This window comes from Pseudomonas donghuensis (assembly GCF_000259195.1).
In the GTDB taxonomy this organism is placed as follows: domain Bacteria; phylum Pseudomonadota; class Gammaproteobacteria; order Pseudomonadales; family Pseudomonadaceae; genus Aquipseudomonas; species Aquipseudomonas donghuensis.
On record NZ_JH650760.1, the window covers coordinates 183,219 to 207,043 of the forward strand.

At 62.5% G+C, this 23,825-nt stretch carries 22 protein-coding genes and 2 pseudogenes; 13 read left to right on the forward strand and 11 right to left on the reverse strand.

The genetic code is table 11. The features are described from left to right. The 5 genes and pseudogenes from UW3_RS29385 to UW3_RS0108645 all read left to right on the forward strand — a co-directional run. Positions 1 to 222 (forward strand): annotated as a pseudogene (locus UW3_RS29385) (GTP 3',8-cyclase MoaA); the annotation flags it as partial. A gap of 172 nt (positions 223 to 394) precedes the next feature. After that, positions 395 to 2,407 (forward strand): ribonucleoside triphosphate reductase, encoded by a 2,013-nt coding sequence (locus UW3_RS0108630; protein ID WP_010221952.1) that lies wholly within the window; start codon positions 395 to 397, stop codon positions 2,405 to 2,407. A gap of 31 nt (positions 2,408 to 2,438) precedes the next feature. Next, entirely contained in the window at positions 2,439 to 2,606 is a 168-nt protein-coding gene (nrdD, locus tag UW3_RS30070) for an anaerobic ribonucleoside-triphosphate reductase (protein WP_010221953.1), read from the forward strand. Next, positions 2,603 to 3,298 (forward strand): anaerobic ribonucleoside-triphosphate reductase activating protein, encoded by a 696-nt coding sequence (locus UW3_RS0108640; RefSeq protein ID WP_010221954.1) that lies wholly within the window; start codon positions 2,603 to 2,605, stop codon positions 3,296 to 3,298. Before nrdD ends, UW3_RS0108640 begins: the two co-directional genes overlap by 4 nt. Before the next feature lie 12 nt (positions 3,299 to 3,310). Continuing rightward, positions 3,311 to 4,930, forward strand: a complete 1,620-nt coding sequence (locus UW3_RS0108645; protein WP_010221955.1) for a methyl-accepting chemotaxis protein — start codon at positions 3,311 to 3,313, stop codon at positions 4,928 to 4,930. Here the strand turns inward: UW3_RS0108645 and UW3_RS0108650 are convergent. From UW3_RS0108650 to UW3_RS0108665, 4 genes are read right to left on the reverse strand one after another with little or no spacing between them, the layout of a single operon-like run. Next, the gene (locus UW3_RS0108650; RefSeq protein WP_010221956.1) at positions 4,927 to 6,306 is read right to left on the reverse strand and encodes a 4Fe-4S binding protein; all 1,380 of its coding nucleotides are present in this window, start codon (positions 6,304 to 6,306) and stop codon (positions 4,927 to 4,929) included. The two genes, UW3_RS0108645 and UW3_RS0108650, sit on opposite strands and share 4 nt — an antisense overlap. Further along, positions 6,294 to 7,148 carry an FTR1 family iron permease gene (locus tag UW3_RS0108655; protein ID WP_010221957.1) on the reverse strand — a complete coding sequence of 285 codons (855 nt, stop codon included), beginning with the start codon at positions 7,146 to 7,148 and terminating at the stop codon, positions 6,294 to 6,296. Before UW3_RS0108655 ends, UW3_RS0108650 begins: the two co-directional genes overlap by 13 nt. Positions 7,149 to 7,167: 19 nt before the next feature. Further along, positions 7,168 to 7,488 carry a cupredoxin domain-containing protein gene (locus UW3_RS0108660; protein ID WP_010221958.1) on the reverse strand — a complete coding sequence of 107 codons (321 nt, stop codon included), beginning with the start codon at positions 7,486 to 7,488 and terminating at the stop codon, positions 7,168 to 7,170. Continuing rightward, positions 7,489 to 8,019 carry an iron transporter gene (locus tag UW3_RS0108665; protein ID WP_010221959.1) on the reverse strand — a complete coding sequence of 177 codons (531 nt, stop codon included), beginning with the start codon at positions 8,017 to 8,019 and terminating at the stop codon, positions 7,489 to 7,491. It abuts the gene before it with no gap. A gap of 174 nt (positions 8,020 to 8,193) precedes the next feature. On the opposite strand from UW3_RS0108665, the gene UW3_RS0108670 reads away from it, so the two are divergent. Then, entirely contained in the window at positions 8,194 to 8,409 is a 216-nt protein-coding gene (locus UW3_RS0108670; protein ID WP_010221960.1) for a DUF3079 domain-containing protein, read from the forward strand. Positions 8,410 to 8,425: 16 nt separating this feature from the next. Here UW3_RS0108670 and UW3_RS0108675 read toward each other — a convergent pair whose 3' ends face one another. The 3 genes from UW3_RS0108675 to UW3_RS0108685 all read right to left on the reverse strand — a co-directional run bounded on the left by UW3_RS0108675 (position 8,426) and on the right by UW3_RS0108685 (position 10,403). Continuing rightward, positions 8,426 to 8,674, reverse strand: coding sequence for a hypothetical protein (locus UW3_RS0108675; protein WP_010221961.1), 249 nt, complete (start codon positions 8,672 to 8,674; stop codon positions 8,426 to 8,428). 105 nt (positions 8,675 to 8,779) lie between these two features. Then, positions 8,780 to 9,823, reverse strand: a complete 1,044-nt coding sequence (locus tag UW3_RS0108680) for an LLM class flavin-dependent oxidoreductase (protein ID WP_010221962.1) — start codon at positions 9,821 to 9,823, stop codon at positions 8,780 to 8,782. A 94-nt stretch (positions 9,824 to 9,917) separates the two neighbouring features. Further along, entirely contained in the window at positions 9,918 to 10,403 is a 486-nt protein-coding gene (locus UW3_RS0108685) for a flavin reductase family protein (protein ID WP_010221963.1), read from the reverse strand. A 345-nt stretch (positions 10,404 to 10,748) separates the two neighbouring features. On the opposite strand from UW3_RS0108685, the pseudogene UW3_RS26695 reads away from it, so the two are divergent. Further along, a pseudogene (locus UW3_RS26695) lies at positions 10,749 to 11,993 on the forward strand (purine-cytosine permease family protein); the annotation flags it as partial. A gap of 143 nt (positions 11,994 to 12,136) precedes the next feature. Here UW3_RS26695 and gloA read toward each other — a convergent pair. Next, complete coding sequence (gene gloA, locus UW3_RS0108695; RefSeq protein WP_010221965.1) at positions 12,137 to 12,658, reverse strand: lactoylglutathione lyase; 522 nt, start codon at positions 12,656 to 12,658, stop codon at positions 12,137 to 12,139. Positions 12,659 to 12,874: 216 nt separating this feature from the next. After that, on the reverse strand, positions 12,875 to 13,234 hold the full coding sequence (locus UW3_RS0108700; protein WP_010221966.1) for a histone-like nucleoid-structuring protein, MvaT/MvaU family: 360 nt from the start codon (positions 13,232 to 13,234) through the stop codon (positions 12,875 to 12,877). Positions 13,235 to 13,599: 365 nt separating this feature from the next. On the opposite strand from UW3_RS0108700, the gene UW3_RS0108705 reads away from it, so the two are divergent. Then, entirely contained in the window at positions 13,600 to 14,889 is a 1,290-nt protein-coding gene (locus UW3_RS0108705) for an OprD family porin (protein ID WP_010221967.1), read from the forward strand. A gap of 72 nt (positions 14,890 to 14,961) precedes the next feature. Beyond that, entirely contained in the window at positions 14,962 to 15,711 is a 750-nt protein-coding gene (gene cobF / locus UW3_RS0108710; protein ID WP_010221968.1) for a precorrin-6A synthase (deacetylating), read from the forward strand. Here cobF and UW3_RS0108715 read toward each other — a convergent pair. Continuing rightward, complete coding sequence (locus UW3_RS0108715) at positions 15,677 to 16,996, reverse strand: glycosyltransferase (RefSeq protein ID WP_010221969.1); 1,320 nt, start codon at positions 16,994 to 16,996, stop codon at positions 15,677 to 15,679. The genes cobF and UW3_RS0108715 overlap by 35 nt on opposite strands. A gap of 52 nt (positions 16,997 to 17,048) precedes the next feature. After that, positions 17,049 to 17,420 carry a response regulator gene (locus UW3_RS0108720; RefSeq protein WP_010221970.1) on the reverse strand — a complete coding sequence of 124 codons (372 nt, stop codon included), beginning with the start codon at positions 17,418 to 17,420 and terminating at the stop codon, positions 17,049 to 17,051. Positions 17,421 to 17,716: 296 nt separating this feature from the next. Between UW3_RS0108720 and UW3_RS0108725 the strand changes: the two genes are divergently transcribed. Genes UW3_RS0108725 through UW3_RS0108740 form a run of 4 tightly spaced genes read left to right on the forward strand, consistent with a single transcriptional unit; the run spans position 17,717 to position 23,809 of the window. Next, positions 17,717 to 21,199, forward strand: a complete 3,483-nt coding sequence (locus tag UW3_RS0108725; protein ID WP_010221971.1) for a response regulator — start codon at positions 17,717 to 17,719, stop codon at positions 21,197 to 21,199. Continuing rightward, a complete protein-coding gene (locus UW3_RS0108730; protein ID WP_010221972.1) occupies positions 21,196 to 22,017 on the forward strand; it encodes a CheR family methyltransferase in 822 nt (273 codons plus the stop codon). Before UW3_RS0108725 ends, UW3_RS0108730 begins: the two co-directional genes overlap by 4 nt. Next, positions 22,014 to 22,589 (forward strand): chemotaxis protein CheB, encoded by a 576-nt coding sequence (locus UW3_RS0108735; protein ID WP_010221973.1) that lies wholly within the window; start codon positions 22,014 to 22,016, stop codon positions 22,587 to 22,589. Before UW3_RS0108730 ends, UW3_RS0108735 begins: the two co-directional genes overlap by 4 nt. Beyond that, positions 22,583 to 23,809, forward strand: coding sequence for a hybrid sensor histidine kinase/response regulator (locus tag UW3_RS0108740; RefSeq protein ID WP_010221974.1), 1,227 nt, complete (start codon positions 22,583 to 22,585; stop codon positions 23,807 to 23,809). The genes UW3_RS0108735 and UW3_RS0108740 overlap by 7 nt, the downstream gene beginning before the upstream one ends. Positions 23,810 to 23,825: the final 16 nt, after the last annotated feature.

The following is a 23,825-nucleotide window of genomic DNA, read 5'->3' on the forward strand; positions in this document are numbered from 1 at the left end:
AGCTGCAACCGGGTGCGGATGACGGTGGAAGGGCGCTTGTTGCTGTGCCTGGGGCAGGAGGACTCGCTGGATTTACGCGGCTTGTTGCGCCGCTATCCGCTGGATGACCAGCCGATTGTCAGCGCGCTGCAACAGGCGTTGCGGCGCAAACCCTTGCGCCATGATTTCAACCCGCAGGGGGAGGTGCAGATCTTGCGGTTCATGAACATGAGCGGCGGGTGAGGGTGGCCGTCAGGGCCTCATCGCGGGGCAAGCCCGCTCCCACCCTGTAGGAGCGGGCTTGCCCCGCGATTCTTGATATCGATCAATTTCTTCCACCCGCTTTACCCGTAGCCTTCACTGCATATTGTGTCTCTAAGCAAATAAACACCTATATGTAGTGTCTGGAGGGCAAATGCACAGCACGCTGATCAGGGTAGGGCATAACCGGTTGCACAAGCGCGATGGCAGCCTGGTGGCCTTTGACGCGGACAAGATCCGCCAGGCGTTGATCGCCGCCGGCAAGGCCACCGGCGAATACGCCGAAGCCGAGGCGGACGGTTTACTCGATGCCGTGCTCGCCCATCTGGAGGGCTATTCGAAACTGCACGTCGAACAGATCCAGGACCGGGTCGAGCGGGTATTGATGGACGCCGGCCATTTCCTTTCGCTACGCGCCTATATCGTCTACCGCGAACAGCACGGGCGCCTGCGCCGCGATCGCAAGACCCTGGTCGAGGTGGCCACCTCGATGAACGAGTACCTCAACCGCGAAGACTGGCGGGTGCAGGCCAACGCCAACCAGGGTTACTCCCTCGGCGGGCTGGTACTCAATGTCTCCGGCAAGGTCACTGCCAACTACTGGCTCGACGAGGTCTACAGTGAAGCCATCGGCCGCGCCCACCGCGAGGCCGACCTGCATATCCACGACCTCGACATGCTCGCTGGCTACTGCGCCGGCTGGTCGCTGCGCAGCTTGCTGCACGAGGGCCTCAATGGCGTGCCGGGGCGGGTCGAGGCCGGGCCGCCCAAGCACTTGAGCAGCGCCTTGGGGCAGATGGTCAACTTTCTCGGCACCCTGCAGAACGAGTGGGCCGGGGCCCAGGCCTTCAGCTCGTTCGACACCTACCTGGCGCCCTATGTGCGCAAGGATCAATTGAGCTTTGAAGAGGTGCGCCAGGCCATCCAGGAGTTCATCTACAACCTCAACGTGCCGTCGCGCTGGGGCACGCAAACCCCCTTTACCAACCTGACCTTCGACTGGGTCTGCCCGCAGGACCTGCGCGAGCAGATCCCGGTGATCGGCGGTGAGGAAATGCCCTTTGCCTATGGCCAGCTGCAGGCCGAAATGGACCTGCTCAACCGCGCCTACATTGAAGTGATGCAGGCTGGCGACGCCAAGGGCCGGGTATTCACCTTTCCGATTCCGACCTACAACATCACCCATGACTTCCCCTGGGACAGCGACAACGCCGAGCGCCTGTTCGCCATGACCGCCCGCTATGGCCTGCCGTACTTCCAGAACTTCCTCAACTCGGACATGCAGCCCAACCAGGTGCGCTCGATGTGTTGTCGCCTGCAGCTGGATGTGCGCGAGTTGCTCAAGCGCGGTGGCGGCCTGTTCGGTTCGGCCGAGCAGACCGGCTCGCTCGGCGTGGTGACGATCAACTGCGCGCGCCTGGGCTACCTGTACAAGGGCGACATCAGTGGCCTGCTGCAACGCCTGGACGCGCTGATGGAGCTGGCCATGGAGAGCCTTGAGGTCAAGCGCAAGGTCATCCAGCACCATATGGATGCCGGGCTTTATCCGTACACCAAGCGTTACCTGGGCACCTTGCGCAATCACTTCTCGACCATCGGCGTCAACGGCCTGCACGAGATGCTGCGCAACTTCAGCGATGACCAGATGGGCCTGCACACCGCCCAGGGCCGGCGCTTCGCCCTGAACCTGCTGGACCACGTGCGCGCCACCCTGGTGCGTTTCCAGGAAGAAACCGGCCACCTGTACAACCTTGAGGCCACCCCGGCCGAGGGCACCACCTACCGCTTTGCCAAGGAAGACCTCAAGCGCTTCCCCGACATCCTCCAGGCCGGCTGCAGCCAGGCGCCGTACTACACCAACTCCTCGCAGCTGCCGGTGGGCTACACCGACGACCCGTTCGAGGCCCTGGAACTGCAGGACGAGCTGCAATGCAAATACACCGGCGGCACCGTCCTGCACCTGTACATGGCCGAGCGGATCTCCTCGGCCCAGGCCTGCAAGCAACTGGTGCGCAGGGCCCTGGAGCGTTTTCGCCTGCCGTACCTGACGATCACCCCGACCTTCTCGATTTGCCCGGTACACGGCTACCTGGATGGCGAACACGAGTTCTGCCCCAAGTGCGACGAAGCGCTGCTGCTGGCCCAGCAGCAGGGCAGCGTGCACTGACCCCTTACCCTCAACCGCAAGGAGCTTCATCATGACTGCACAGCAAACCCCGGCCGTGGCGCAACGCCAACGGTGCGAAGTCTGGACCCGGGTCATGGGCTATCACCGCCCGGTGTCGGCGTTCAACCCCGGCAAACAGTCCGAGCACCACGAGCGGCTGCACTTCAATGAGGGTGCGGCAACGGCCGGGCATCCATGAATCGAGCGCTACGGGTCGGGGGCATGGTGCCCCTGACCACCCTCGATTACCCCGGCAGGCTGGCCTGTGTGCTGTTCTGCCAGGGCTGCGCCTGGCGCTGTCGTTACTGCCACAACCCGCAACTGATCCCGCCCCGGGGCAGCGATGAACTGCCCTGGGCGCAGGTGCTGACATTTTTGCAGCGGCGTCAGGGCCTGCTCGACGCCGTGGTGTTCAGCGGCGGCGAACCGACCCTGCAAGACAGCCTGGCCGAGGCCATGGCCCAAGTGCGGGCCATGGGTTTTGCCATCGGCCTGCACAGTGCCGGGATCAAGCCCGCGGCCTTTGCCCGGGTGCTGCCCGGCGCCGACTGGGTGGGCTTTGACGTCAAGGCGCTGGCCGAGGACGGCCAGACGGTCACCGGCGTGCGCGGCAGTGGCCAGGCCAACTGGCGCAGCCTCGACTACCTGCTGGCCAGCGGCGTCGACTACGAATGCCGCACCACGGTGCACTGGCACCTGATCGATCCCCCCCGACTCATCACCCTGGCCCGGCGCTTGAACGCGCTCGGGGTCAAACGCTTCGTCGTGCAGTTGGTGCGCACGGCACGCATGCTCGATGCGCAATTGCCCAGTGCTTCGGCACAAAGCTTGCTGCCTGAGCTGTGGGGCACCCTCCACGCGCTGTTTCCCGCGTTCGAAGTACGCGACTAGTAAGGCTTTGAAATGACCAGATTGACCACAGCACAACGTATCCTCATCGGCTTTGCCATCGCGCCCCTGGCGCTCCTGGGCCTGGCCTTCTATGCACTGCACGACCTGGCCACGCTCAAGGAGCAGGCGGTAGTGATCGTCAAACAGGATTGGCCGAAGATCGAGCCGATCATGGTCATCGCCACCGGTGTGCGCGACAACGCGCGCAACACCCGCGACCTGTTGCTGGACAAGGACAACCTGCAAGTACAGCAGGCCATCGACACCACCAAGCAGCGCATCACCCAGGCCCTGGCGACGCTCGAGCCGTTGTTCTACCTGCCCGAAGGCAAGGCCGCCTATGCCGCCTTGAAAGCCAGCCGCGAAGCCTATGTCGCGGCGTTCACCCAGGTGCAGACGCTGATTCGCCAGGGCGACGCGCAGGCGGCAATGGCCCAGCTCAAGCAGCAGGTGGTGCCCGCCGAGCATGAGGTCTACAAGAACCTGGAAAGCCTGATGGCCCTGCAGGGGCAGATCTTCGTCGAGCGCGAACAGGCCGCCCAGTCCCTGTACAACGATGCCCGGCTGAACATGCTCGGGCTGTTCGTGCTGTGCCTGCTGGCGGTGATCGCCGCCGCGTTGCTGGTGACCCGCAGCGTTACCCGGCCACTGGGCGGCGAGCCGGATACCGCCGCGCGGGTGCTCAGCCAGATCGCCCAGGGCGACCTGACCATCGAGGTGCCGACCCACGCCAGCGCCGACGGCAGCGTGATGCTCAACATGCACCACATGCAGCAGAGCCTGAACAGCATGGTCAAGCATATCGCCGCCTCGGTGGAGCGGGTGGCCAGCTCCTCCGAAGAGCTCAGCGCGGTCAGCAGCCAGACCAGCAGCAGCCTGCAGTTGCAGGGCCTGGAAATCGAACAGGCGGCTGCGGCGGTCAACGAGATGACCGCCGCAGTGGACGAGGTGGCGCGCAACGCGGTGAGCACCAGCGAGGCCTCGAAAGTATCCGAGCAAACCGCCCAGCGTGGCCGTGAGCAGGTGCGCGAGACGGTCGCCTCGATCACTACGCTGGCCGACGGCGTCAACGATACCTCCGGGCGCATCCAGCAACTGGCCGGGCGCGTGCAGGACATCAGCACGGTGCTGGATGTGATCCGCAGCATCGCCGAGCAGACCAACCTGCTGGCGCTCAACGCCGCCATCGAAGCGGCCCGCGCCGGCGATGCCGGGCGCGGTTTTGCCGTGGTCGCCGACGAGGTGCGGGCCCTGGCCCATCGCACCCAGGTCTCGACCCAGGAGATCGAGCAGATGATCGGCAATATTCGTCAGGACACCGGCCAGGCGGTGACCGCCATGCTCAGCAGCAGCGAGTTGGTACACAGCACCCTGGAGGTGGCGCAGCGTGCCGGTGAAGCGCTGGAGGCGATCACCCAGTCGATCTCGCAGATCAACGAGCGCAACATGATGATCGCCAGCGCCACCGAAGAGCAGGCCCTGGTGGCCCGCGAGGTGGACCGCAACCTGGTGGGCATTCGCAACCTGTCCGAACAGGTGCTGCTCGGTGCGCAACACACCGACACCGCCGGCCATGACCTGGCGCAGATGGCCGGCAGCCTGAGCCAGACCGTGGCGCGCTTCAAGGTCTAGCTCCAGCCCCAGAACTGCAACCACCAGCCATGGCCCACGGCGGCGATGGCCAACAGCAGGCAAGCGCTGGCGCCGCAACGGCGCCAGCCACGGATGCGTTGCGCGGCCAGCAGCTTGCTCGCCAACAGCAGGCTCCAGCCCAAGGCCGCGATCAACAACGTGGCCCTGGCCGGCTGTACCCAGTCCAGCAGCAAGCCCTCAAAGCGCAGCAACTTCACCGTGGTGGCCGACAAGCCAAGGAACAGCCCCGCACCACCCAGGGGCGTCAGGCACAGGCTCAGGGGCCAATACAGGGCAGGATTGCCCGCCAGCCGCGCGGCCAGGCGCAGTAGGATCAGCAGCCCGCCGCCGAGCAGCAGGGCACTGCCACACAGGTACACGACGATGCAGAAACCGTCGAGCCAGCTGAAACTGTCGTTGAGTTGCGGGTAATGGGTCAGCAGCCACCAGGGCGCGTTGTCCTGTAGCGGCCAGAGCAGCTCATGCTCCACCAGCCAGTTGGCCAGCCATTGCTTGAGGGTGATGAACCAGGGGCTGACTGTCCATTGGAAGGCGCCCATGGCCAGGCCGATCACCCCGAACAGCAGCAAGCGGGTGTCCCAGGGCGAGGGGGTGTGGGTGGCCGCTTCAAGTATCTCCTGGTTGCTGGAACGGGCGATCAGCTGCACCGCGCCGCGTTGCCCGCTGCAGCGGCCACAGGCATGGCAATCACGGGCGCCGCGCATCCGCCGGATGTCCAGCAGCGGGGCGCAGTTGGGCGGTGGCAGGCGTGGCCCGGCGTTGGCTTGCCAGCGCTGTTCATCGACCTGAAAGTGCACCGGCGCCAGCCGCGCCAACAGGGCGAAGACGCCGCTGACCGGGCACAGGTAGCGGCACCAGATGCGCTTGCCGCGCACGAACAGCACACCGGCCAGCACCGCCGCCAGGGTCGAGCCACCGAGAATCAGCAGCGCCGCCTGGGCGTAGTCATAGACGCTGATCAATTGGCCGTAGAGGGTGGTCAGGCAGAACGCCAGGGTGGGCCAGCCGCCCCAGCGCACCCAGCGCGGTACGCCCATGCCCTTGCCATACTGGCTGGCCCATTCGCTGAGCGCGCCTTCCGGGCAGAGCACGCCGCACCAAAGCCTGCCGAACAGCACGATCGACAGCAGCACGAATGGCCACCAGATACCCCAGAACAGGAACTGGGCGAACAGCGTCAGGTTGTCCAGCATCCGCGCCTGGCTATCCGGCAAGGGCAGCAGCGCCGGCAGCACCAGCAGCAGGGCATAGAACAGCACTACCGTCCATTGCAGCGTACGAATCACCCCGGCGTTGCGCCGCATGCCATCGCCCAGGCGCTGCAGCCAGCGGTTGCCCAGGCTCAGGCCGGACATGCTTGGGCGCCTGTTCTGCGTTGCAGCAGCCAGCAGCCGACACTCAGCCAGTAGCCGCAGAGCACCAGCAGGGTGAGGGCGCTGGGGCTGGCCCGGTAGCCGGCTACACCTGCGAGAAAACCGCCGACACCATGGCTGTCGCTGAGCCACAGGCTGCTGTCCCAGAGCGCATCACCGACCAGGGTATAGGCCATTTCCGGCAGGTCCATGGCCAGTAACTGGCCGCTGATGCGTTCGCTGGCACTGACCAGCAAGGCAGCGGCGAGCAACAGCAGAACGCCCTCGCTGAGGGCAAAGAAGCGTTGCCAGGACATCCATCGGCGACTGCCCTGCAACAGGGCGATGGTCAGGCCCGAGAGCACCAGCCCGGCAATGCCGCCAATAGCAAACAGGCCCAGTTGTGGCCCCTGCAGACGGGCGCCAGCGCCATACAGGAAGACCACGGTTTCGCTGCCTTCGCGGCTGACCGCAAGCATTGCCAGCAGCAACAGGCCGAGGCCGCCCTGACGCGTCAGTTGCCGGTCGGCCTGGCGCTGCAACTGGCCCTTGAGCGTACGCCCATGGCGATGCATCCAGCCGACCATCTGCACCATCAGCAGGCTCGCGACCAGCGCCAGGCCGGCCTGGAACCATTCGTTGGCGGCGCCGCTCATGGTCTCGCCGGCGTACAGGATCAGCACCGCCAGCAGGCCCGAGAGCAGCACGCCCAGGGCCACGCCCACCCAGAGAAAATTGAACAGGCGCCGGGCGCCTTGTTGCTGGCCGGCCCAGGCCTGGAGAATGCCGATCACCAGCAAGGCCTCGACGCTTTCGCGCCAGACGATGAACAGTGCTTGATTCATGAAGCCTCCTGCACGCGGGTTATTTGGCCAGGATGCCGCCTTCGGGCAACTGCGGATTGAACTCGTCGAAAAACGGATAGTGGCCGGGGCGCAGCGGGTGGATGACGACAAAGCTGGTCACCCCGGACGACAGTACTTTCTCGACCCGCAGCGGCGTGCTTTCGAATTCCGCCGGGCCTTCGCCGAGGTTCTTCAGGACGATCTTGAAACGCTGCCCGGCTGGCACTTCGAGCAGGGCGGGGGTGAAGTGGCCGTCGCGCAGGATCAGCTCGAAGCTCGGCAACGGCGCGGCGCTCAGCGGCAAGGCCGCACAGGCGAGCAACAGGGCCAGGGCTTTCATTCAGTAACCGCCTTTCTTGCCGATCCCGGCATAGACGAACTCGTAGTGCAGTTCACAGCGTTCGAACCACGGCTCGACCCCGGTTTCCTTGTCGGTATGGCGGCCCAATGCACCATGGCCAGCCGGTGGCAGCAGGGTGAAGGTCAGCCGGTACTTGCCCGGGCCCTGGAGCTTGACGTTGTCGCCATAGTGCGGCCCGTCGTTGGCGACCATGGCGTGGAAATCGCCGCGGATGGGCGTGTCGCTGCCTTGCTTTTGCAGGCTGAAGGCGACGTTCAGGTAGGGCACGAAACTGCCTTCCTGAAAGCCCTGGCGATTGTTTTCGGTGGCCCGTACATCGGCTTCCAGGTGGATGTCGGAATCGGCGGTGGCGCGCATCATCCCGGCCGGGGCCATTTCGATCGGCTGCAGGTACACCGCACCGACCTCAAGGCCTGGGCACAATTGCGGCTCGCCAATGGGGTATTCCTTGGCGTGGGCAAGCGGGGCGATCAGGAGCAAGGCAAGAGGGAGCGAAAGGGCGCTACGCATGATGACGTCCAGGGCTGAGCAATGGGAGCCCGAGTCTAGGAAGCTTCTGTGCGAACAATAATGATTATTATCAATTTTACGGGATATCGGTCAGCGTCCTTGATCTGCATCAAGGGCAATGCCTGACCCGCGCAGTAGCGTGGAGGCTCGCCCATTGCCTGCCTGAGGCATTTCATGGCCAAGCCCTTTCCCATCAGCCCCAAGCACCCCGAGCGCATCTGCTGGGGGTGCGATCGCTACTGCGCAGCCAACGCCCTGGCCTGCGGTAACGGTGCCGACCGCACCATGCACCCGGCGGAAGTGTTCGGTGAGGACTGGAACGAGCAAGGTGATTACGGGCTGGCGTTGCCGGAGCAGCAGGGCCCCGCTCAGGATCAGGGGGCCACATAGGTGCACTGTTGTTCAGTCAAAACAGCTGTTGACGCTTATCCAGTTGCTGGTCGACCAGCCATTTGCCGTGCGCCAGTGATGCGTGCTGGGCGTTATCAAGGTCGGCCAGGTAGGCCATCTTCACCGGCAGCGACAAGCGCCGGCTGGTGTGGCCCTCGGGATCGGTAATCAGGCATCCGGCGTTGTAGGGCGTGGGGATGCCCGGGTGGGTTTCGACGCTGGCGGTGATGGTGTGGTTGCGATGCACGCATTGAAGGGTCTTCATCGTCCTTACCTCGCTGCTGTGGTATCGAAAGCGCACCAGTCAGGGCGCTTTTTTGGGTATACCACAGCAGCCGTGCGGCTGGATCCGGGCCGACGAACGTGACCGTCAGCGGAACGCCGGCACCACTTCGTTGATGAACAGTTCCAGGGACTTTTTCTTTTCGGCATGGGGCAGGCTGTTGTCGCACCAGAAGCTGAACTCGTCGACCCCCAGCTCCTGGTAGTAGCGGATGCGCGCGATGATTTCTGCCGGGGTGCCGATCATGGTGTTCTTGCGGATGTTGTCCAGTTCGAACTCCGGACGTTCCTTGAATTTCTCTTCCGGGCTTGGTGCCAGGAAGCCGTTGTTGGGTACCTGCTTGTTGCCGAACCAGGCATCGAAGGTCCGGTAGAAACGCGAGATGGCCTGGGCGCCGACTTTCCAGCCGTCGGCGTCATCCGCGGCATGCACGTGGGTGTGGCGTAGCACCATCAATTGCGGGCGCGGTACCTCGGGGTTGTTGGCCAGGGCTGCCTCGAACTTGTTCGTAAGGTCCAGGACTTCTTCATCGCCTTTCATCAATGGCGTGACCATGACGTTGCAGCCGTGCTTGACTGCGAAGTTGTGCGAGTCCGGATCGCGCGCGGCGATCCACATCGCAGGCATGGGCTGCTGGATCGGCTTGGGCACGCAGGTCGAGGTGGGGAATTTCCAGATCTCGCCATCGTGGGCGTAGTCGCCTTGCCACAAGGCGCGCACCACCGGCACCATCTCCCGCAGGGCCTGGCCGCCTTCGGACGCCGGCATGCCAGCGGCCATGCGGTCGAATTCGAACTGGTAGGCGCCGCGGGCCAGGCCCACTTCCATGCGCCCGTTGCTGATCACATCAAGCAGGGCGCATTCACCGGCCACCCGCAACGGGTGCCAGAACGGCGCAATGATGGTCCCGGCACCCAGGTGAATGGTGCTGGTGCGCGCCGCCAGGTAGGCCAGCAGCGGCATGGGGCTGGGCGAGATGGTGTATTCCATGGCGTGGTGTTCGCCGATCCATACGGTGCTGAAACCGCCGTCTTCGGCCATCAGGGTCAGTTCGGTGAGGTCTTCGAACAGCTGGCGGTGGCTGACCTGTTCATCCCAACGTTCCATGTGTACGAACAACGAAAATTTCATAACGCATTCCTCGGATCTTGTTGTAGGTCGCCTGTCGGATCAGGCGGCATGACTCTCGACCTGCGCCCTGCGCCTGTCGTAAGAATAGTGCGGCTCAGGCGAAGGCTGGCAGTTCGGCCATCTTGCCGCGGCAGTACACCAGCGGGCTGGGGGCTTGCTCGGAGGCGATGAGGTTTTTCACCGCGCCGACCATGATCGCGTGGTCGCCGCCTTCATATTCGCGCCACAGCTCGCATTCGATGATTGCCGTGGCGTTGGCCAGCAATGGATTGCCCAGTGCGCTCAGGGTCCAGTCGATGCCCTGGGCCTTGTCTTTGCCTTTGCGCGCAAAGGCATAGGCTTCGGCCTGTTGGGCACCGGACAGCAAGTGGATGGCGAAGCGCTTGTTGCGGATCAGCACCGGGTAGGAGTCGGAGCTGTAGTTGGGGCAGAACAGCACCAGCGGCGGCTCCATGGACAGCGAGCTGAAGGCGCTGGCGGTCAGGCCGACGACCTGGCCGTCGTCGTCCAGGGTGGTTATCACCGTGACGCCGGACGGGAAGGAGCCCAGGACGTTCTTGTAGACGGTTGCGTCGATCATGGCGTGGTCCTCGGAAGCAGCGGTGGTCCGCGTTTTTGTTTGATGTGTCTGATGGTATACCGTAATACCTGATTTGCAAGTGGAATTTTAAGTCGCGACGAGTGGCCCAGGATTACGCTAAAGGCCAGTAAACACGGGGCTTGCAGCGTTTTTCAAAGGAAAATGGCGAGGTCAAGATCAGATCAGTTGCAGGCAAAATAGCCGGATTAGTCTTGTGGAAAAGATGGAATACCATAATATGGTTCGCAGCTGAGAGGCCGTTTCGAACACTCCGCAAGCGGTTTCCTACAAAGATAAAAACAGAACCTTTCGAGCTTATTGCCCATGTCCCAGCCGTCTTCGCAACTCGACTTTTTCTGGGGAATGCTGGCGATCGTGCTGGGCCATCTGCTCGGGGGCATCGTCATCGCCCTGGCGTCGGCCCAGGGGCCGCAGATGGGCATCCCGCAAATGGTTCAGAGCCGCGGGCAGTTCGGCCGCTATGGCGCGCTGCTGATTGTGTTCTTTGCCGCCATCATCTATGTCGGTTTCTTTATTTCCAACATCGTCCTGGCTGGCAAGTCGATCCACGGCATTGCCCCGAGCGTGCCGATGCCGGCGGCAATCGTCATCGGCGCCCTGAGTGCCACGGCCATCGGTGTGATCGGCTATCGCTTCATACATACCCTCAACCGCATCGGTACCTGGGTGATGGGCTCGGCATTGCTGGCGGGCTTTTTGATGATCTTCGCCCAGGAGCTGCCGGCCGACTTCTTCAGCCGTGGCGGTTTCAACCTGTCGGGCTGGGTCGCAACCCTGTCGCTGGGGGTGATCTGGCAGATCAGCTTTTCCCCTTACGTGTCCGACTATTCACGTTACCTGCCGCGTGAAGTGGGCATCGCACGGCCGTTCTGGGCTACCTATTTTGGCGCGACCCTGGGCACCATCCTGTCGTTCGGCTTTGGTGTCGTTGCTGTGCTGGCCGTGCCAGAGGGGACCGAGGCGATGGCGGCGGTGGAGCAGGCCACCGGTTGGTTGGGGCCGATCCTGATGGTGTTGTTCCTGCTCAACATCATCAGCCACAACGCCCTTAACCTGTATGGCGCGGTGCTGTCGATCGTGACCTCGATCCAGACCTTTGCCAGCCGCTGGACGCCGAGCATCAAACTGCGAGTGGTGCTGGCCAGTGTGATTTTGCTGGGTTGCTGCCTGGTAGCGTTGAGCGCCTCGGCGGACTTCATCGGCCAGTTCATCGGCCTGATCCTGGCACTACTGCTGGTACTGGTGCCCTGGGCGTCGATCAACCTCATCGACTTCTACCTGATCAAGCGCGGCAACTATGACATTGCCTCGATCTTTCGTGCCGATGGTGGAGTCTACGGGCGCTTCAATGCCCATGCGATCATCGCGTATGCCTGCGGGATTGTGGTGCAACTGCCGTTTGCCAATACGTCGTTGTATGTCGGGCCGTATGCCAATTTGGTGGAGGGTGCGGACTTGTCGTGGCTGATCGGGCTGCTGGTGACGTGCCCGTTGTATTACTGCCTGGCGACCCGGGGGCGGGGTCAGCTGGTACAGATCCAATGCAGGAGCGGGCTAGACCCGCGATGAGGCCAATACAGCCAGCACATCAAGTGTTGCCTGGATTGCGACCGCTGCGCGCTCGATCGCGGGGCAAGGCCCGCTCCTACAGGGTCGGTGCTGTTCTCTGGATGGATACAAGACCTGTGGGAGCTAGTATCGAAAGGCCTTGATCAGAACTCGGTCGGCTGAATGATCTCGACCCAGTAATCATCCGGGTCCTTGATAAATGCCAGGTGCTTCATGCGGCCGTCGCTCAGGCGCTTCTGGAAGGCGACGCCCAGTTGCTCGAAACGCTCGCACGCTGCACGGATATCCGGCACCGAGATGCAGATATGGCCGAAACCGCGCGGGTCGGTGTTGCCGTTGTGGTAGGCAAAGTCGGCATCGTTCTCGGTACCGTGGTTGTGGGTCAGCTCGAGGATGCCAGGGATCGACTTCATCCACTCGGTGCGCTTGGCAGCATCCGCCGGAATCTGCGCCTTGTCGACCAGGGCGAGGAAGTACAGGCTGAACTCGGCTTGCGGGAAGTCGCGCTTCTCCACCAGGCTGAAGCCCAGGACGCGGGTGTAGAAGTCCAGGGACTTGGCAACGTCCTTGACTCGCAGCATGGTGTGGTTGAAAACGAAGTTGTGGGTCGCGGCATCCGGTTGCGCGGTGACACCGGGGAGGGTGTCGAGATGGTTCAGGCTCATGGGCTCTCCGCATTTGAGGCTGGCAACAGCGCTGCCAGCAAAACAGTCAGGGCGTCATGATACGGAACTGAAGCGATTGCGCAAACGATTTGCGCCCCGCCTTTGTGGGGCGGGGCGCAAGAATTAGAAGCCCGCCGAAGCGGGCGTATGGGGCGCTAGTCCGTTAGCAGCCTTCATCCTGATCCAGTCGATGTGAAAAATGTGTGAAGGTGTTTTCTACTTGCGCAACCAGCTGTCGACTGTCTTGGCACCGTACTGTTCCTTCCAGGCTTTCAGCCCGCGGTGGTTGCCGCCTTTGGTCTCGATCAGCTCGCCGGTGTGCGGGTTTTCATAGACCTTTACCACCCGTGCGCGACGCTGTTTGGGCGCGCTGACCGCGCCTTTATGGGCGGCTTTGGGGTCGAGGATCGCAATAATATCGCGCAGGCCCTTGTCGTAGTGTTTCATCAGGTCGACAAGTTTTTTCTCGAACTCGATTTCACGCTTGAGGCCGGCGTCCTTTTTCAGCGCCTCCAATTGCGCCATTTGTTCCTGAAGGGCCTTTTCGGCTGCGCGGAACTCTGCAAGTCTGGACACTGTCATCACTCCTTTAAGTCTGCAGTGGCCCGGCATGCGTGAAGATCAGCAACATTCTGTATAACGCAGCCGCCACCGGGTTGGGCACAACATCGCACTAATTAAGAGTGTAGTAGTCGGTGCGCAGCGGGTAAACATTAAACTTTTATATTGCTGGTTATGGAACTTTCTTAATTACGCCTCCTCCCCGCGTAAAGAACTAGTGGGTGCTGGGGTTGGTGCCTTAGACCATGGTCCAATGGCCCGTTCCAGAGCGGTTGCGAGATGATGAACGGTCAACGTCGACTGTCGTCGGCGCTGGGAGCATTGTCGGCGCCGGGATCTGCGCCGGCTGTTTTTTGCCTTTCTTTCGGATTTCGCTTCTCATGTTTGCCCCATACCCTCTCGCGCCCGGGCGCAGCCTTGTTGGCCTGCTCGCGATGTTTGCTGCTGTCTCGACTCAGGCCGCTGGTTTTCTAGAAGACAGCAGCGCCAAAGTCGAAGCACGCAACGTCTACTTCAACCGTGACTTCCGTGATGGTCATACCAGTTCCAATCAGGGCGGATCGAAACGTGAAGAGTGGGCCCAGGGCTTTATTCTGAATGTACAGTCCGGCTATACCGAAGGCACTGTAGGATTTGGTGTTGATGCATTGGGTATGCTCGGGTTTAAACTCGACTCCAGCCCGGCCGACAGTAACAGTGGTCTGTTGCCGTCCAGCGGGCACGATCCGCGTCGCTCGGTAGACCAGTACGCGAAGATGGGTGTGGCCGGCAAGATGCGTTACTCGCAGACCGTGCTCAAGGTCGGTTCGATGTTGCCGGACATGCCGTTGCTCAAGTACAACGACGGCCGTTTGCTGCCGACCATGTTCCAGGGCGCGATGCTGACCTCGGAAGAGTTCAAGGACCTGAAGTTCACCGTGGCGCGCCTGGACAAGTACACCGCCCGGGACTCTACCGACCGCCAGGACATTCGTGTTCACTGCAAGAACAAACGCTACGCCTGCGATACCACGGCCGATCATTTCGACATGGCCGGCGTCGACTACAAGTTCAACGATCGCCTGAGTGCGCAGTATCAGGTGGCCAAACTTGAAAACATCTACCGTCAGCACTTCTTTGGCCTGGTCGCCAGCCAGCCGCTGAGTGTCGGCAGCCTGTCGGCAGACCTGCGCTTGATCAAGAGCGATGACATCGGCCGCGCGCGTGCCGGCGATATCGATCACCGCGCCTTCAGCGGCATGCTCGGTTATAGCCTGGGCGGGCACAAGATCAGCGCCGGCTGGCAGCGCATGTACGGCGAGAATGCCATGCCATACCTGGATGGCAGCAACCCGTACCTGGTCAACTATGCCCAGGTCAACGACTTCGCTGCGGCCCAGGAGCGTTCCTGGCAGCTGCGCTACGATTACGACTTCAAGGCCATGGGTGTACCGGGCCTGAGCTTCTTTACCCGCTACATCAACGGCGACCATATCAAGGTCCCGGGCAGCCTGGCCGAGGGCAAGGAGTGGGAACGCGACAGCGAGCTCAAGTACCAGATCCAGAGCGGCACCTTCAAGGATGTCAGCGTACGCCTGCGTAACTCGACCTACCGCAGCAACTACGAGAAGTATGCCCGTGACATGGACGAAACCCGGGTGATCGTCAGCTACAACTTCTCGATCTTCTAACCAACAGTACGTTGCCATTGCGCGCCGGCCAGCCGACTATAGGGGCTGGCCGGGCCATGGAAACGACATGCGATGAAACAACTGCTGTTGATTGGGATCGGGCCGGGCAATCCGCGCCAGATCACCCTTGAAGCCATCGACGGGCTCAACCGTGCCCAGGTGTTCTTCGTGCTCGACAAGGGCGCGGTCAAGGATGAGTTGCTGCAACTGCGCAAAAACATCCTTGAGCGTTTTGTCGATCGGCCCGGGTACCGCCTGGTGCAGGTCGACGACCCGCTGCGCGATGGCGCGGCCAGCGACTATGTCGGCGCGGTGCAGGCGTGGCACCAGCAGCGTGCAGCGCTGTATGCCAACCTGATCGACAACGAACTGGCTGACGGCGAATGCGGCGCTTTCCTGCTCTGGGGCGAGCCGACGCTGTATGACAGCACCCTGCGCATTCTTGAGTTGGTACAGGCCGCAGGCTTGCCGCTGAGCCTTGAAGTGATCCCCGGCATCAGCAGCGTCCAGGCCCTGGCCGCCGCTCACCGCATTCCCTTGAACCGTATTGGTGAACCCCTGACCGTGCTGCCCGGGCGGCGCCTGGCTGAACAGCCACGCATCGATAACCTGGTGGTCATGCTCGATGGCCAGTGTGCCTTTGCGGCGCTGGATGACCCGCAGTTGCACATCTACTGGGGCGCTTACCTGGGCACCGCCGACCAGATCCTGATTGCCGGGCCGTTGCTTGCGGTCAAGGCGCAGATCCTCGCCGCCCGAGAACAGGCGCGGGCGCGCAAGGGCTGGATCATGGACACTTATCTGCTGCGTCGGCCGCTGTAGCCAGGCGGTTCTTGGCCTCGATCCACTGGGCCATGTACTGGGTGCTCTTGTGCTGGTGGTGACGGAGCATGGCGCCGGTGAAGTTGAACAGCCGGTGCTGGTCGAGGTCGGCCAGGGCGTATTCGATCCGTTCGACCAGGGCGCTGGCGTGCTGGCGTCGGTCGTAGCGTGCGCTGAGCAAGCGGCGCGCGTCCTGCTGAGCCTGGTTCCAGCGCGTTTCATCGCTGTACAGCGTTGCTGCGGCTTCGGCCAGGCCTTCGGCGGTGTCGGCGATCGCCCCAGGCCAGGGCAGGGCGCCATGCATGGCTTCGGCGCCGATGGGGGTGGTGACGCTGGGCGTGCCGCATTGCATGGCATCGGTAAGCTTGCCCTTGATCCCGGCGCCAAAGCGCAGCGGTGCCAGGCAGATGCGCGCGTTGCTCATCACTTGCAGGGCGTCTTCGGCCCAGTTCATGATGTGAAAGCCTTCGCCCGGTTTATGCAGGGCGGTGGCCTTGGGCGGAGTGTAGGCGCCGTAGATATGCAACTGCGCTTGCGGCAGGCGCCGACGGATCATCGGCCACAGGCTGTTCTTCATCCACAGCACGGCATCCCAGTTCGGTGCATGGCGAAAGTTGCCGATGCTGAGGAAATGCGCACGCTCGGCGAATGGTTTGAACGGCTCGCTGGGCGCATCGAGCATCAACGGGCACCAGTGCAGCAGGTGCTCGGGCACGCCGAAGCCATTGAGCAGCAGGTCGATCTCGACATCGGAGATCATCAGGCTCAGATCGCTGCGGTAGATGGCGGCGAGTTCGCGCAAGGTCAGGTCGGCGCTGGCCATCTGCCGATAGAGGTCGGGGCCGGACGTGTTGAATAGCGCGCGAAAGTCATTCGGGTCCAGGCCCTCGACCAGGCGCCTGCGCAGCAATTGCTGACGGGCATCGCGCAGGCTTTGCAGGTCGGAGGTTTCCAGCACGCGCAGGGCGTTGGGGCAGTGCTTTTCGACGCGCCAGCCGAACTGCTCTTCCATCATGAAACGGTCGAACAGCACCACGTCCGGGGCCAGTTCGCTGACAAAGCGGTCGAAGCTGCTGTCGTTGAGGGCGATGGCCTGTTCGGCAATGCCCAGGCTGGCCAGGTCGGCCTTGTGCTCGCCGATGGCTGCGGGGCTGCTGAAGGTAATGCGCCAGCCGCGCTGCACGAAGCTTTCAAGGATCTGCATCATGTGCGAGCCGGCAGCTGATGAGCGTGGCTCGGGCCAGACGTAGCCAATGACCAGGACGTTGAGGGCGCGGGTAAGCATGGCGATCGGGGACCTTGGCAAAAGCGCGTATTAAAGCAGATTCCACCTCCACTTATCCTTGAACTGCCGGGAGAATGCCCTGCACTGTGTCACGCAACTGATCAATGCTGAACGGCTTGGCGATCTGGTGCATGCCAGCCGGCACCTCCAGGTTGTCGCCATAGCCACTGGCAAACAGCACCGGCAATGCCGGGCGCAACTTCCGGGCCTCGACGGCCAAGGCCTTGCCGTCCATGTCCGGCAGGCCGACATCGGTCATCAGCAACGCCAACGGTTGTTGCAGATCTTTCAATGTCTTCAGTGCCGCTTGAGCATCGGCAGCTTCGAGCACCTGATAGCCAAGCTCTACCAGCACCTCGACCGTCAGCATGCGCACGATAGCGTCATCTTCGACGACGAGCAGGGGCTGGGGTGTCTGCGCCATGGTGGGTTTCCTGTACAAAAAGTCTGTGCATTATCTGTAAGCCGGGCACGCCTTGAGGTTCCCTCTACGCTGGATAAAGCTTCCCGAATGAGCAGCATAGCGGTCTATCAGAAAGCAGGGAACGTTTGCGCAAGGTACCGCTCAAATGCTGGCTAAATGCCCTACCAGAATGGCCAAAGGCGTTTAGACTCGGAGTAGGAAAGGCTGGCAGAGTGGCCTCTCCAGCGGAAAACAGAACGATTATTCGAAAATCCACCACACTCTTTCGTTTGCTTCCTTTGCTCGGGCGTCTTGAGATGATTCAACCAGCCTCAATCGATCAGCGTAGCTTCCGTAAACTGTTGGCCCGCAACATCGGCCTGCCCCTGGGGGTTGGACTGCTCAGTGCCGTGGTGTTCGTGACCATCATCAGTTACCTGTTGTCGGCCATCCAACGGGTCGAGCATACCGACCGGGTGATCAACAATGCCAACGAGACGATCAAGCTCTCGATCGACATGGAAACCGGCATGCGCGGCTTCCTGCTCACCGGCGAAGAGCGCTTCCTGGACCCCTATGCAGTGGCCAAGCCGCAGGTGATGGTCGGGATCAAAGGCCTGGAGCAACTGGTGGCTGACAACCCGCAACAGGTCGATCGCCTGGAACGTGTGCTGGGCCTGCAGGAAGAATGGAACGCCTTCGCCAACACGATGATCAGCCTGCGCCGTGACAACGGCAATTATCGCCAGGCTATCGGTTCGGGGCGGGGCAAGCGCCTGACTGATCAGATCCGCAAGGAATTCGACGCGTTCATTGCCATGGAGCAACAGTTGCGGGTGGCACGCAACGACAAGGTCAATACCACCACCCTGGTGTCGATCTCCGTGTACCTGGTGTTTGTCATCCTGCTCAGCGCCCTGCTGGCCTACCTGGGCCGCCGCGACCTGTTGGCGCTGTCCAGCCGCTATGCCAGCAGCCTTGAGTCGCAGCAACGTGCCAACCAGCGCCTGGAGCGCCAGGCCTGGTTGCGTACCGGGCAGACCGAGCTGGCCGGCCAGGTACTGGGACAGTTGACCCTGCCGATGCTCGGCAACAATATCCTGCGCTTCTTTGCCGGTTACCTGGGCAGCGCCGTGGGTGCCCTGTATGTCCGCGACGAGCACGGTGGGTTGCGCCGGATGGCCAGCTACGGGCTGTCAGCCGAACAGGCTGCGCAGGATCAGGTCGTCGGCAGCCAGGAAGGTATTCTGGCCCAGGCAGTGATTCAGGAGCGCCTGCTGCGCCTGGACGATCTGCCGGCTGACTATTTCAAGGTCAGCAGTGGCCTGGGCGAGGGTTTGCCGCGTAGCGTGCTGGTGATCCCGACCCGCAACGACGGGCAAGTCAATGGCGTGGTCGAACTGGGCTTTTTGCGCAGCCTGGATGAGCGCGAGCTGGAGTTCCTCGAGCTGGTTGCCGGCAACCTGGGCACCTCGATCGAAAGCGCGCGCTACCGCCAGCGCCTGCAAGAGGTGCTGGCTGAAACCCAGCAGCTCAACGAAGAGTTGCAGGTCCAGCAGGAAGAGCTGAAAACGGCCAACGAGGAGCTTGAAGAACAGTCGCGGGTACTCAAAGAGTCCCAGGCCCACCTGGAAATCCAACAGGCCGAGCTTGAACAGACCAACGAGCAACTGGCCGAGCGCACCGAAGCGCTGGCCGAACAGCGGGATGTCCTGGATCGCAAGAACGGCGAGCTGAACGAGGCCCAGGTCGAGCTGCAGGAGCGCGCCGAAGAGCTGCAGCGCTCAAGCAAGTACAAGTCCGAGTTCCTCGCCAACATGTCCCACGAGCTGCGTACGCCGCTCAACAGTTCACTGATCCTGGCCAAGTTGCTGGCCGAGAACGCCGAAGAGAATCTGACCGACGAGCAGGTCAAGTTTGCCGAGTCGATCTATTCGGCGGGCAATGACCTGCTCAACCTGATCAATGACATCCTCGATATCGCCAAGGTCGAGGCCGGCAAGCTTGAAGTGCGTCCGGAAACCACCCACGTGGCGCGACTGACCGAAGGCTTGCGCACGCTGTTCGAGCCGCTGGCCAATGAGAAGCAGCTGGGCTTCACCGTCTCGGTCGAGCCGCAGGTGCCGCCGACCCTGTACACCGACCGCCAGCGCCTGGAGCAGATCCTCAAGAACTTGCTGTCCAACGCCGTGAAGTTCACCGAGCGCGGCGAGGTGAGCCTGAGCGTTGGCTGGCAGGCCGGCGCGGGTATCGTTTTCTCGGTGCGCGACAGCGGCATCGGGATTGCCGCCGATCAGCAGCAGAGCATTTTCGAAGCGTTCCACCAGGCCGACGGCACCACCAACCGCCGCTATGGCGGCACCGGCCTCGGCTTGTCCATTTCACGGGACCTGGCGCAGCTGCTTGGCGGCCAGATCAGCGTCGACAGCAGTCTGGGCAAGGGCAGCGTGTTCAGCTTGACCCTGCCGGAGCGTTACGAGCCGATTGTTGATCAAGGCCCGGCGGTGATCGTGCATCAGCCAGCCGTGATGGTCGCCGCCCCCGCGCCTGAAGTTGAGCCAGCGCCATGCCAGGCGCCGGGTTTTGCCGACGACCGCGACCAGGCGCCGTTCAGCAACCGCTGCATCCTGGTGATCGAGGACGAGCCGAATTTTGCCCGCATCCTCTACGACCTGGCCCATGAGCTGGGCTACAGCTGCCTGGTCGCCCAGGCTGCCGACGAGGGCTTTGAGCTGGCGGCAAGCTTCATCCCCGACGCGGTGTTGCTGGACATGCGCCTGCCGGATCATTCCGGGCTGACCGTGCTGCAGCGGCTCAAGGAGCAGGCCAGTACCCGGCACATTCCGGTGCATGTGATCTCGGTCGAGGACCGGGTCGAGGCAGCGCTGCACATGGGCGCCATTGGCTACGCGGTAAAACCGGCCACCCGTGAAGAACTCAAGCAAGTGTTCGCCCGCCTTGAAGCCAAGCTGACCCAGAAGCTCAAGCACATCCTGCTGGTCGAGGATGACGACCTGCAGCGCGAAAGCATCGCCCGCCTGATCGGCGACGAAGACATCGAGATCACCGCCGTGGGCATGGCCCAGCAAGCCCTGGACCTGCTGCGCGAGAATATCTACGACTGCATGATCATCGACCTCAAGCTGCCGGACATGCTCGGCAACGAATTGCTCAAGCGCATGTCCGACGACGACATCCGCGCGTTCCCGCCGGTGATCGTCTACACCGGGCGCAACCTGACCCGCGAAGAAGAGGCCGACCTGCTCAAGTACTCGCGCTCGATCATCATCAAGGGCGCGCGCTCGCCTGAGCGCCTGCTCGATGAAGTGACGCTGTTTCTGCACAAAGTCGAATCCACGTTGTCCCATGAGCGACAGCGCATGCTCAAGACCGCGCGCAGCCGCGACAAGGTCTTCGAAGGGCGCAAGCTGCTGCTGGTGGATGACGACGTACGTAACATCTTTGCCCTGACCAGCGCCCTGGAGCACAAGGGGGCGATTGTCGAGATCGGGCGCAATGGCCGCGAAGCCATCGAGCGCCTGGAACTGCACGAGGACATCGACCTGGTGCTGATGGATGTGATGATGCCGGAGATGGACGGCTATGAAGCCACCCGCCTGATCCGCAAGGATCCGCGCTGGCGCAAGCTGCCGATCATCGCCGTCACCGCCAAGGCGATGAAGGATGACCAGGAGCGTTGCCTGCAAGCCGGGGCCAACGACTACCTGGCCAAGCCCATCGACCTGGACCGCCTGTTCTCGCTGATCCGTGTCTGGCTGCCGCAACTGGAGCGAATTTGAGTATTGAACGCAACACCGATATTGAAATCCGGCTGTTGATCGAGGCGATCTACCTCAAGTACAGCTACGACTTTCGCGATTACTCCGGCGCCTCGATCAAGCGCCGGATCCAGTACGCCTTGCGTCAGTTCGACTGCAAGACCGTCTCGGCCCTGCAGGAGCGGGTGCTGCACGATCCGAGCATGTTCATGCAGTTGCTGCAGTTCCTGACCATCCCGGTCAGCGAGATGTTCCGCGACCCCGAGCACTTGCTCGCGGTACGCCAGGAAGTGGTGCCGCTGCTGCGTACCTGGCCGTCGATCAAGATCTGGATCGCCGGCTGCAGTACCGGCGAGGAGGTCTATTCGATGGCCATCCTGCTGCGTGAGGAGGGCTTGCTGGAACGCACCATCATCTATGCCACCGACATCAACCCCAGCTCCCTGGAGAAAGCCAAGCAGGGCATCTACAGCATGCAGAACATGCGCCTGTATGCCGAAAACTACCGCAAGGCAGGCGGGCGGGGCGAGCTCAGCGACTACTACACCGCGGCCTATGGCAACGCCATCGTCGACAGCAGCCTGCGCGACAACGTGACCTTCGCCGACCATAGCCTGGCGACCGACAGCGTGTTCTCCGAAACCCAGTTGATCTCCTGCCGCAACGTGCTGATCTACTTCAACAAGACCCTCCAGGACCGCGCCTTCGGCCTGTTCCACGAGTCGCTGTGTCATCGCGGCTTCCTGGTGCTGGGCAGCAAGGAAACACTGGACTTCTCGGCCTATTCCGACAAGTTCGAGGCGCTGGTCAAGCCCGAACGGATCTACCGCAAATCATGAACGGGGTCCAGGCGATTGCCCTTGGCGCCTCGGCAGGGGGCGTCACTGCCTTGCTCACGGTGTTGCACGCCTTGCCGCCAGCGTTTCGCATTCCGATGCTATGTGTGCTGCACCTGCCGGACGACCGCCATAGCCACCTGGCCGAGGTTCTTGGCCGAAGGCTCAAACGCCCGGTGCATGAAGCCCGTGACAAGGAGGACATCGCTCCCGGCACCCTCTACGTCGCCGGGCCGGGGTATCACCTGTCAGTGGAACGCGACCACAGCCTGTCGTTGAGCCAGGAAGAACGCGTGCATTTTTCCCGGCCGTCGATCGACGTGTTGTTCGAGTCGGCGGCCGACGCCTACGGCCCGGGCCTGCTCGGGGTGCTCCTGACCGGCGCCAATGAAGACGGTGCCCACGGCCTGGCACGGATCAAGCAACAGGGCGGGCGCACTGTCGTGCAGGACCCCTCGCAGGCGCAAGCGTCGACCATGCCGCGTGCGGCGCTGGCGTTGCACCAGCCCGACTACATACTCCCCTTGAATGGCATCGGGCAATTGCTCGCCAGCCTGGAAGCCCCTGAATGCTAAGGCACATACAAGCAAAACTGCTGATCGTCGATGACCTGCCAGAGAACCTGCTGGCCCTGGAGGCATTGATCAAAGGCGAAGACCGCGAGGTGCACCAGGCCCAGTCTGCCGACCAGGCCCTGGCGCTGTTGCTCGAACACGAGTTCGCCCTGGCGATCCTTGATGTGCAAATGCCCGGAATGAACGGCTTCGAACTGGCCGAGCTGATGCGCGGCACCGAGAAGACCAAGAACATTCCCATTGTCTTTGTCAGCGCCGCCGGGCGCGAGATGAACTACGCCTTCAAAGGGTATGAAAGTGGCGCGGTGGATTTTCTGCACAAGCCCCTGGACAGCCTGGCGGTCAAAAGCAAGGTGACGGTGTTCGTCGACCTGTTCCGCCAGCGCAAGGCCCTTGGTCAGCAACTGGAAGCCCTGCAGCGCAGCCGCGAGGAGCAGGAACAGCTGCTGGCGCAGTTGCAGGTCACCCGCCGCGAGCTCGAACATGCTGTGCGCATGCGCGATGACTTCATGTCGATCGTCTCCCATGAAGTGCGCACGCCGTTGAACGGCCTGATCCTGGAAACCCAGCTGCGTAAGTTGCACTTGGCCAAGGGCAACGCCGATGCCTTCACCCTGGACAAGCTGCGCGCCATGGTCGAGCGTGACGAGCGGCAGATCAACAGCCTGATCCGCTTGATTGAAGACATGCTCGACGTCTCGCGGATCCGCACCGGCAAGCTCTCCATACGCCCTGGCCAGTTCGACCTGGGGCAATTGGTCGGCGGCTTGATCGAAAACTTCCAGGCCCAGGCCGTGGCCGCCGAGTCGCAGCTCGAATTCAACGCGGGTGTCACGCTGGCGGGGATGTGGGATGAGTTCCGGATCGAGCAGGTGGTCGCCAACCTGCTGACCAACGCCCTGCGCTACGGGGCGAAAAAACCGGTGCAGGTGCGCACCTTCGAGCAGGGCGGCATGGCCTGTGTGGAGGTGCGTGACCATGGCATCGGCATCAGTGAGCACAACCAGCAGCGGATCTTCCAGCAGTTCGAACGGGTCGCCTCCAGCCAGAGCAGCGCGGGGCTGGGCCTTGGCCTGTATATTTCCGAGCAGATCGTCCTGGCCCATGGCGGCAGCATCGGCGTGCACAGCGTCGAGGGTGAGGGCGCGACCTTTACCGTGCGTCTGCCGCTGCCGCAGGCATTGCGTGAAAATGGCCGGTCGCAGGCAACCTCTGCCTGAGGCCAGGGTCGTATGG

Coding starts and splice junctions, on each gene's coding strand:
- gloA (WP_010221965.1), bottom strand. CDS start 12,658: ATGAGCCTGAACCATCTCGACACCCTCCCCGGTGTCACCGCGCAACCG.
- UW3_RS0108680 (WP_010221962.1), bottom strand. CDS start 9,823: ATGAAATTTTCGTTGTTCGTACACATGGAACGTTGGGATGAACAGGTC.
- UW3_RS0108705 (WP_010221967.1), top strand. CDS start 13,600: ATGTTTGCCCCATACCCTCTCGCGCCCGGGCGCAGCCTTGTTGGCCTG.
- UW3_RS0108735 (WP_010221973.1), top strand. CDS start 22,014: ATGAACGGGGTCCAGGCGATTGCCCTTGGCGCCTCGGCAGGGGGCGTC.
- cobF (WP_010221968.1), top strand. CDS start 14,962: ATGAAACAACTGCTGTTGATTGGGATCGGGCCGGGCAATCCGCGCCAG.
- UW3_RS0108675 (WP_010221961.1), bottom strand. CDS start 8,674: ATGAAGACCCTTCAATGCGTGCATCGCAACCACACCATCACCGCCAGC.
- UW3_RS0108655 (WP_010221957.1), bottom strand. CDS start 7,148: ATGAATCAAGCACTGTTCATCGTCTGGCGCGAAAGCGTCGAGGCCTTG.
- UW3_RS0108685 (WP_010221963.1), bottom strand. CDS start 10,403: ATGATCGACGCAACCGTCTACAAGAACGTCCTGGGCTCCTTCCCGTCC.
- UW3_RS0108725 (WP_010221971.1), top strand. CDS start 17,717: ATGATTCAACCAGCCTCAATCGATCAGCGTAGCTTCCGTAAACTGTTG.
- UW3_RS0108640 (WP_010221954.1), top strand. CDS start 2,603: ATGAATCGAGCGCTACGGGTCGGGGGCATGGTGCCCCTGACCACCCTC.
- nrdD (WP_010221953.1), top strand. CDS start 2,439: ATGACTGCACAGCAAACCCCGGCCGTGGCGCAACGCCAACGGTGCGAA.
- UW3_RS0108720 (WP_010221970.1), bottom strand. CDS start 17,420: ATGGCGCAGACACCCCAGCCCCTGCTCGTCGTCGAAGATGACGCTATC.
- UW3_RS0108715 (WP_010221969.1), bottom strand. CDS start 16,996: ATGCTTACCCGCGCCCTCAACGTCCTGGTCATTGGCTACGTCTGGCCC.
- UW3_RS0108740 (WP_010221974.1), top strand. CDS start 22,583: ATGCTAAGGCACATACAAGCAAAACTGCTGATCGTCGATGACCTGCCA.
- UW3_RS0108630 (WP_010221952.1), top strand. CDS start 395: ATGCACAGCACGCTGATCAGGGTAGGGCATAACCGGTTGCACAAGCGC.
- UW3_RS0108670 (WP_010221960.1), top strand. CDS start 8,194: ATGGCCAAGCCCTTTCCCATCAGCCCCAAGCACCCCGAGCGCATCTGC.
- UW3_RS0108650 (WP_010221956.1), bottom strand. CDS start 6,306: ATGTCCGGCCTGAGCCTGGGCAACCGCTGGCTGCAGCGCCTGGGCGAT.
- UW3_RS0108665 (WP_010221959.1), bottom strand. CDS start 8,019: ATGCGTAGCGCCCTTTCGCTCCCTCTTGCCTTGCTCCTGATCGCCCCG.
- UW3_RS0108645 (WP_010221955.1), top strand. CDS start 3,311: ATGACCAGATTGACCACAGCACAACGTATCCTCATCGGCTTTGCCATC.
- UW3_RS0108660 (WP_010221958.1), bottom strand. CDS start 7,488: ATGAAAGCCCTGGCCCTGTTGCTCGCCTGTGCGGCCTTGCCGCTGAGC.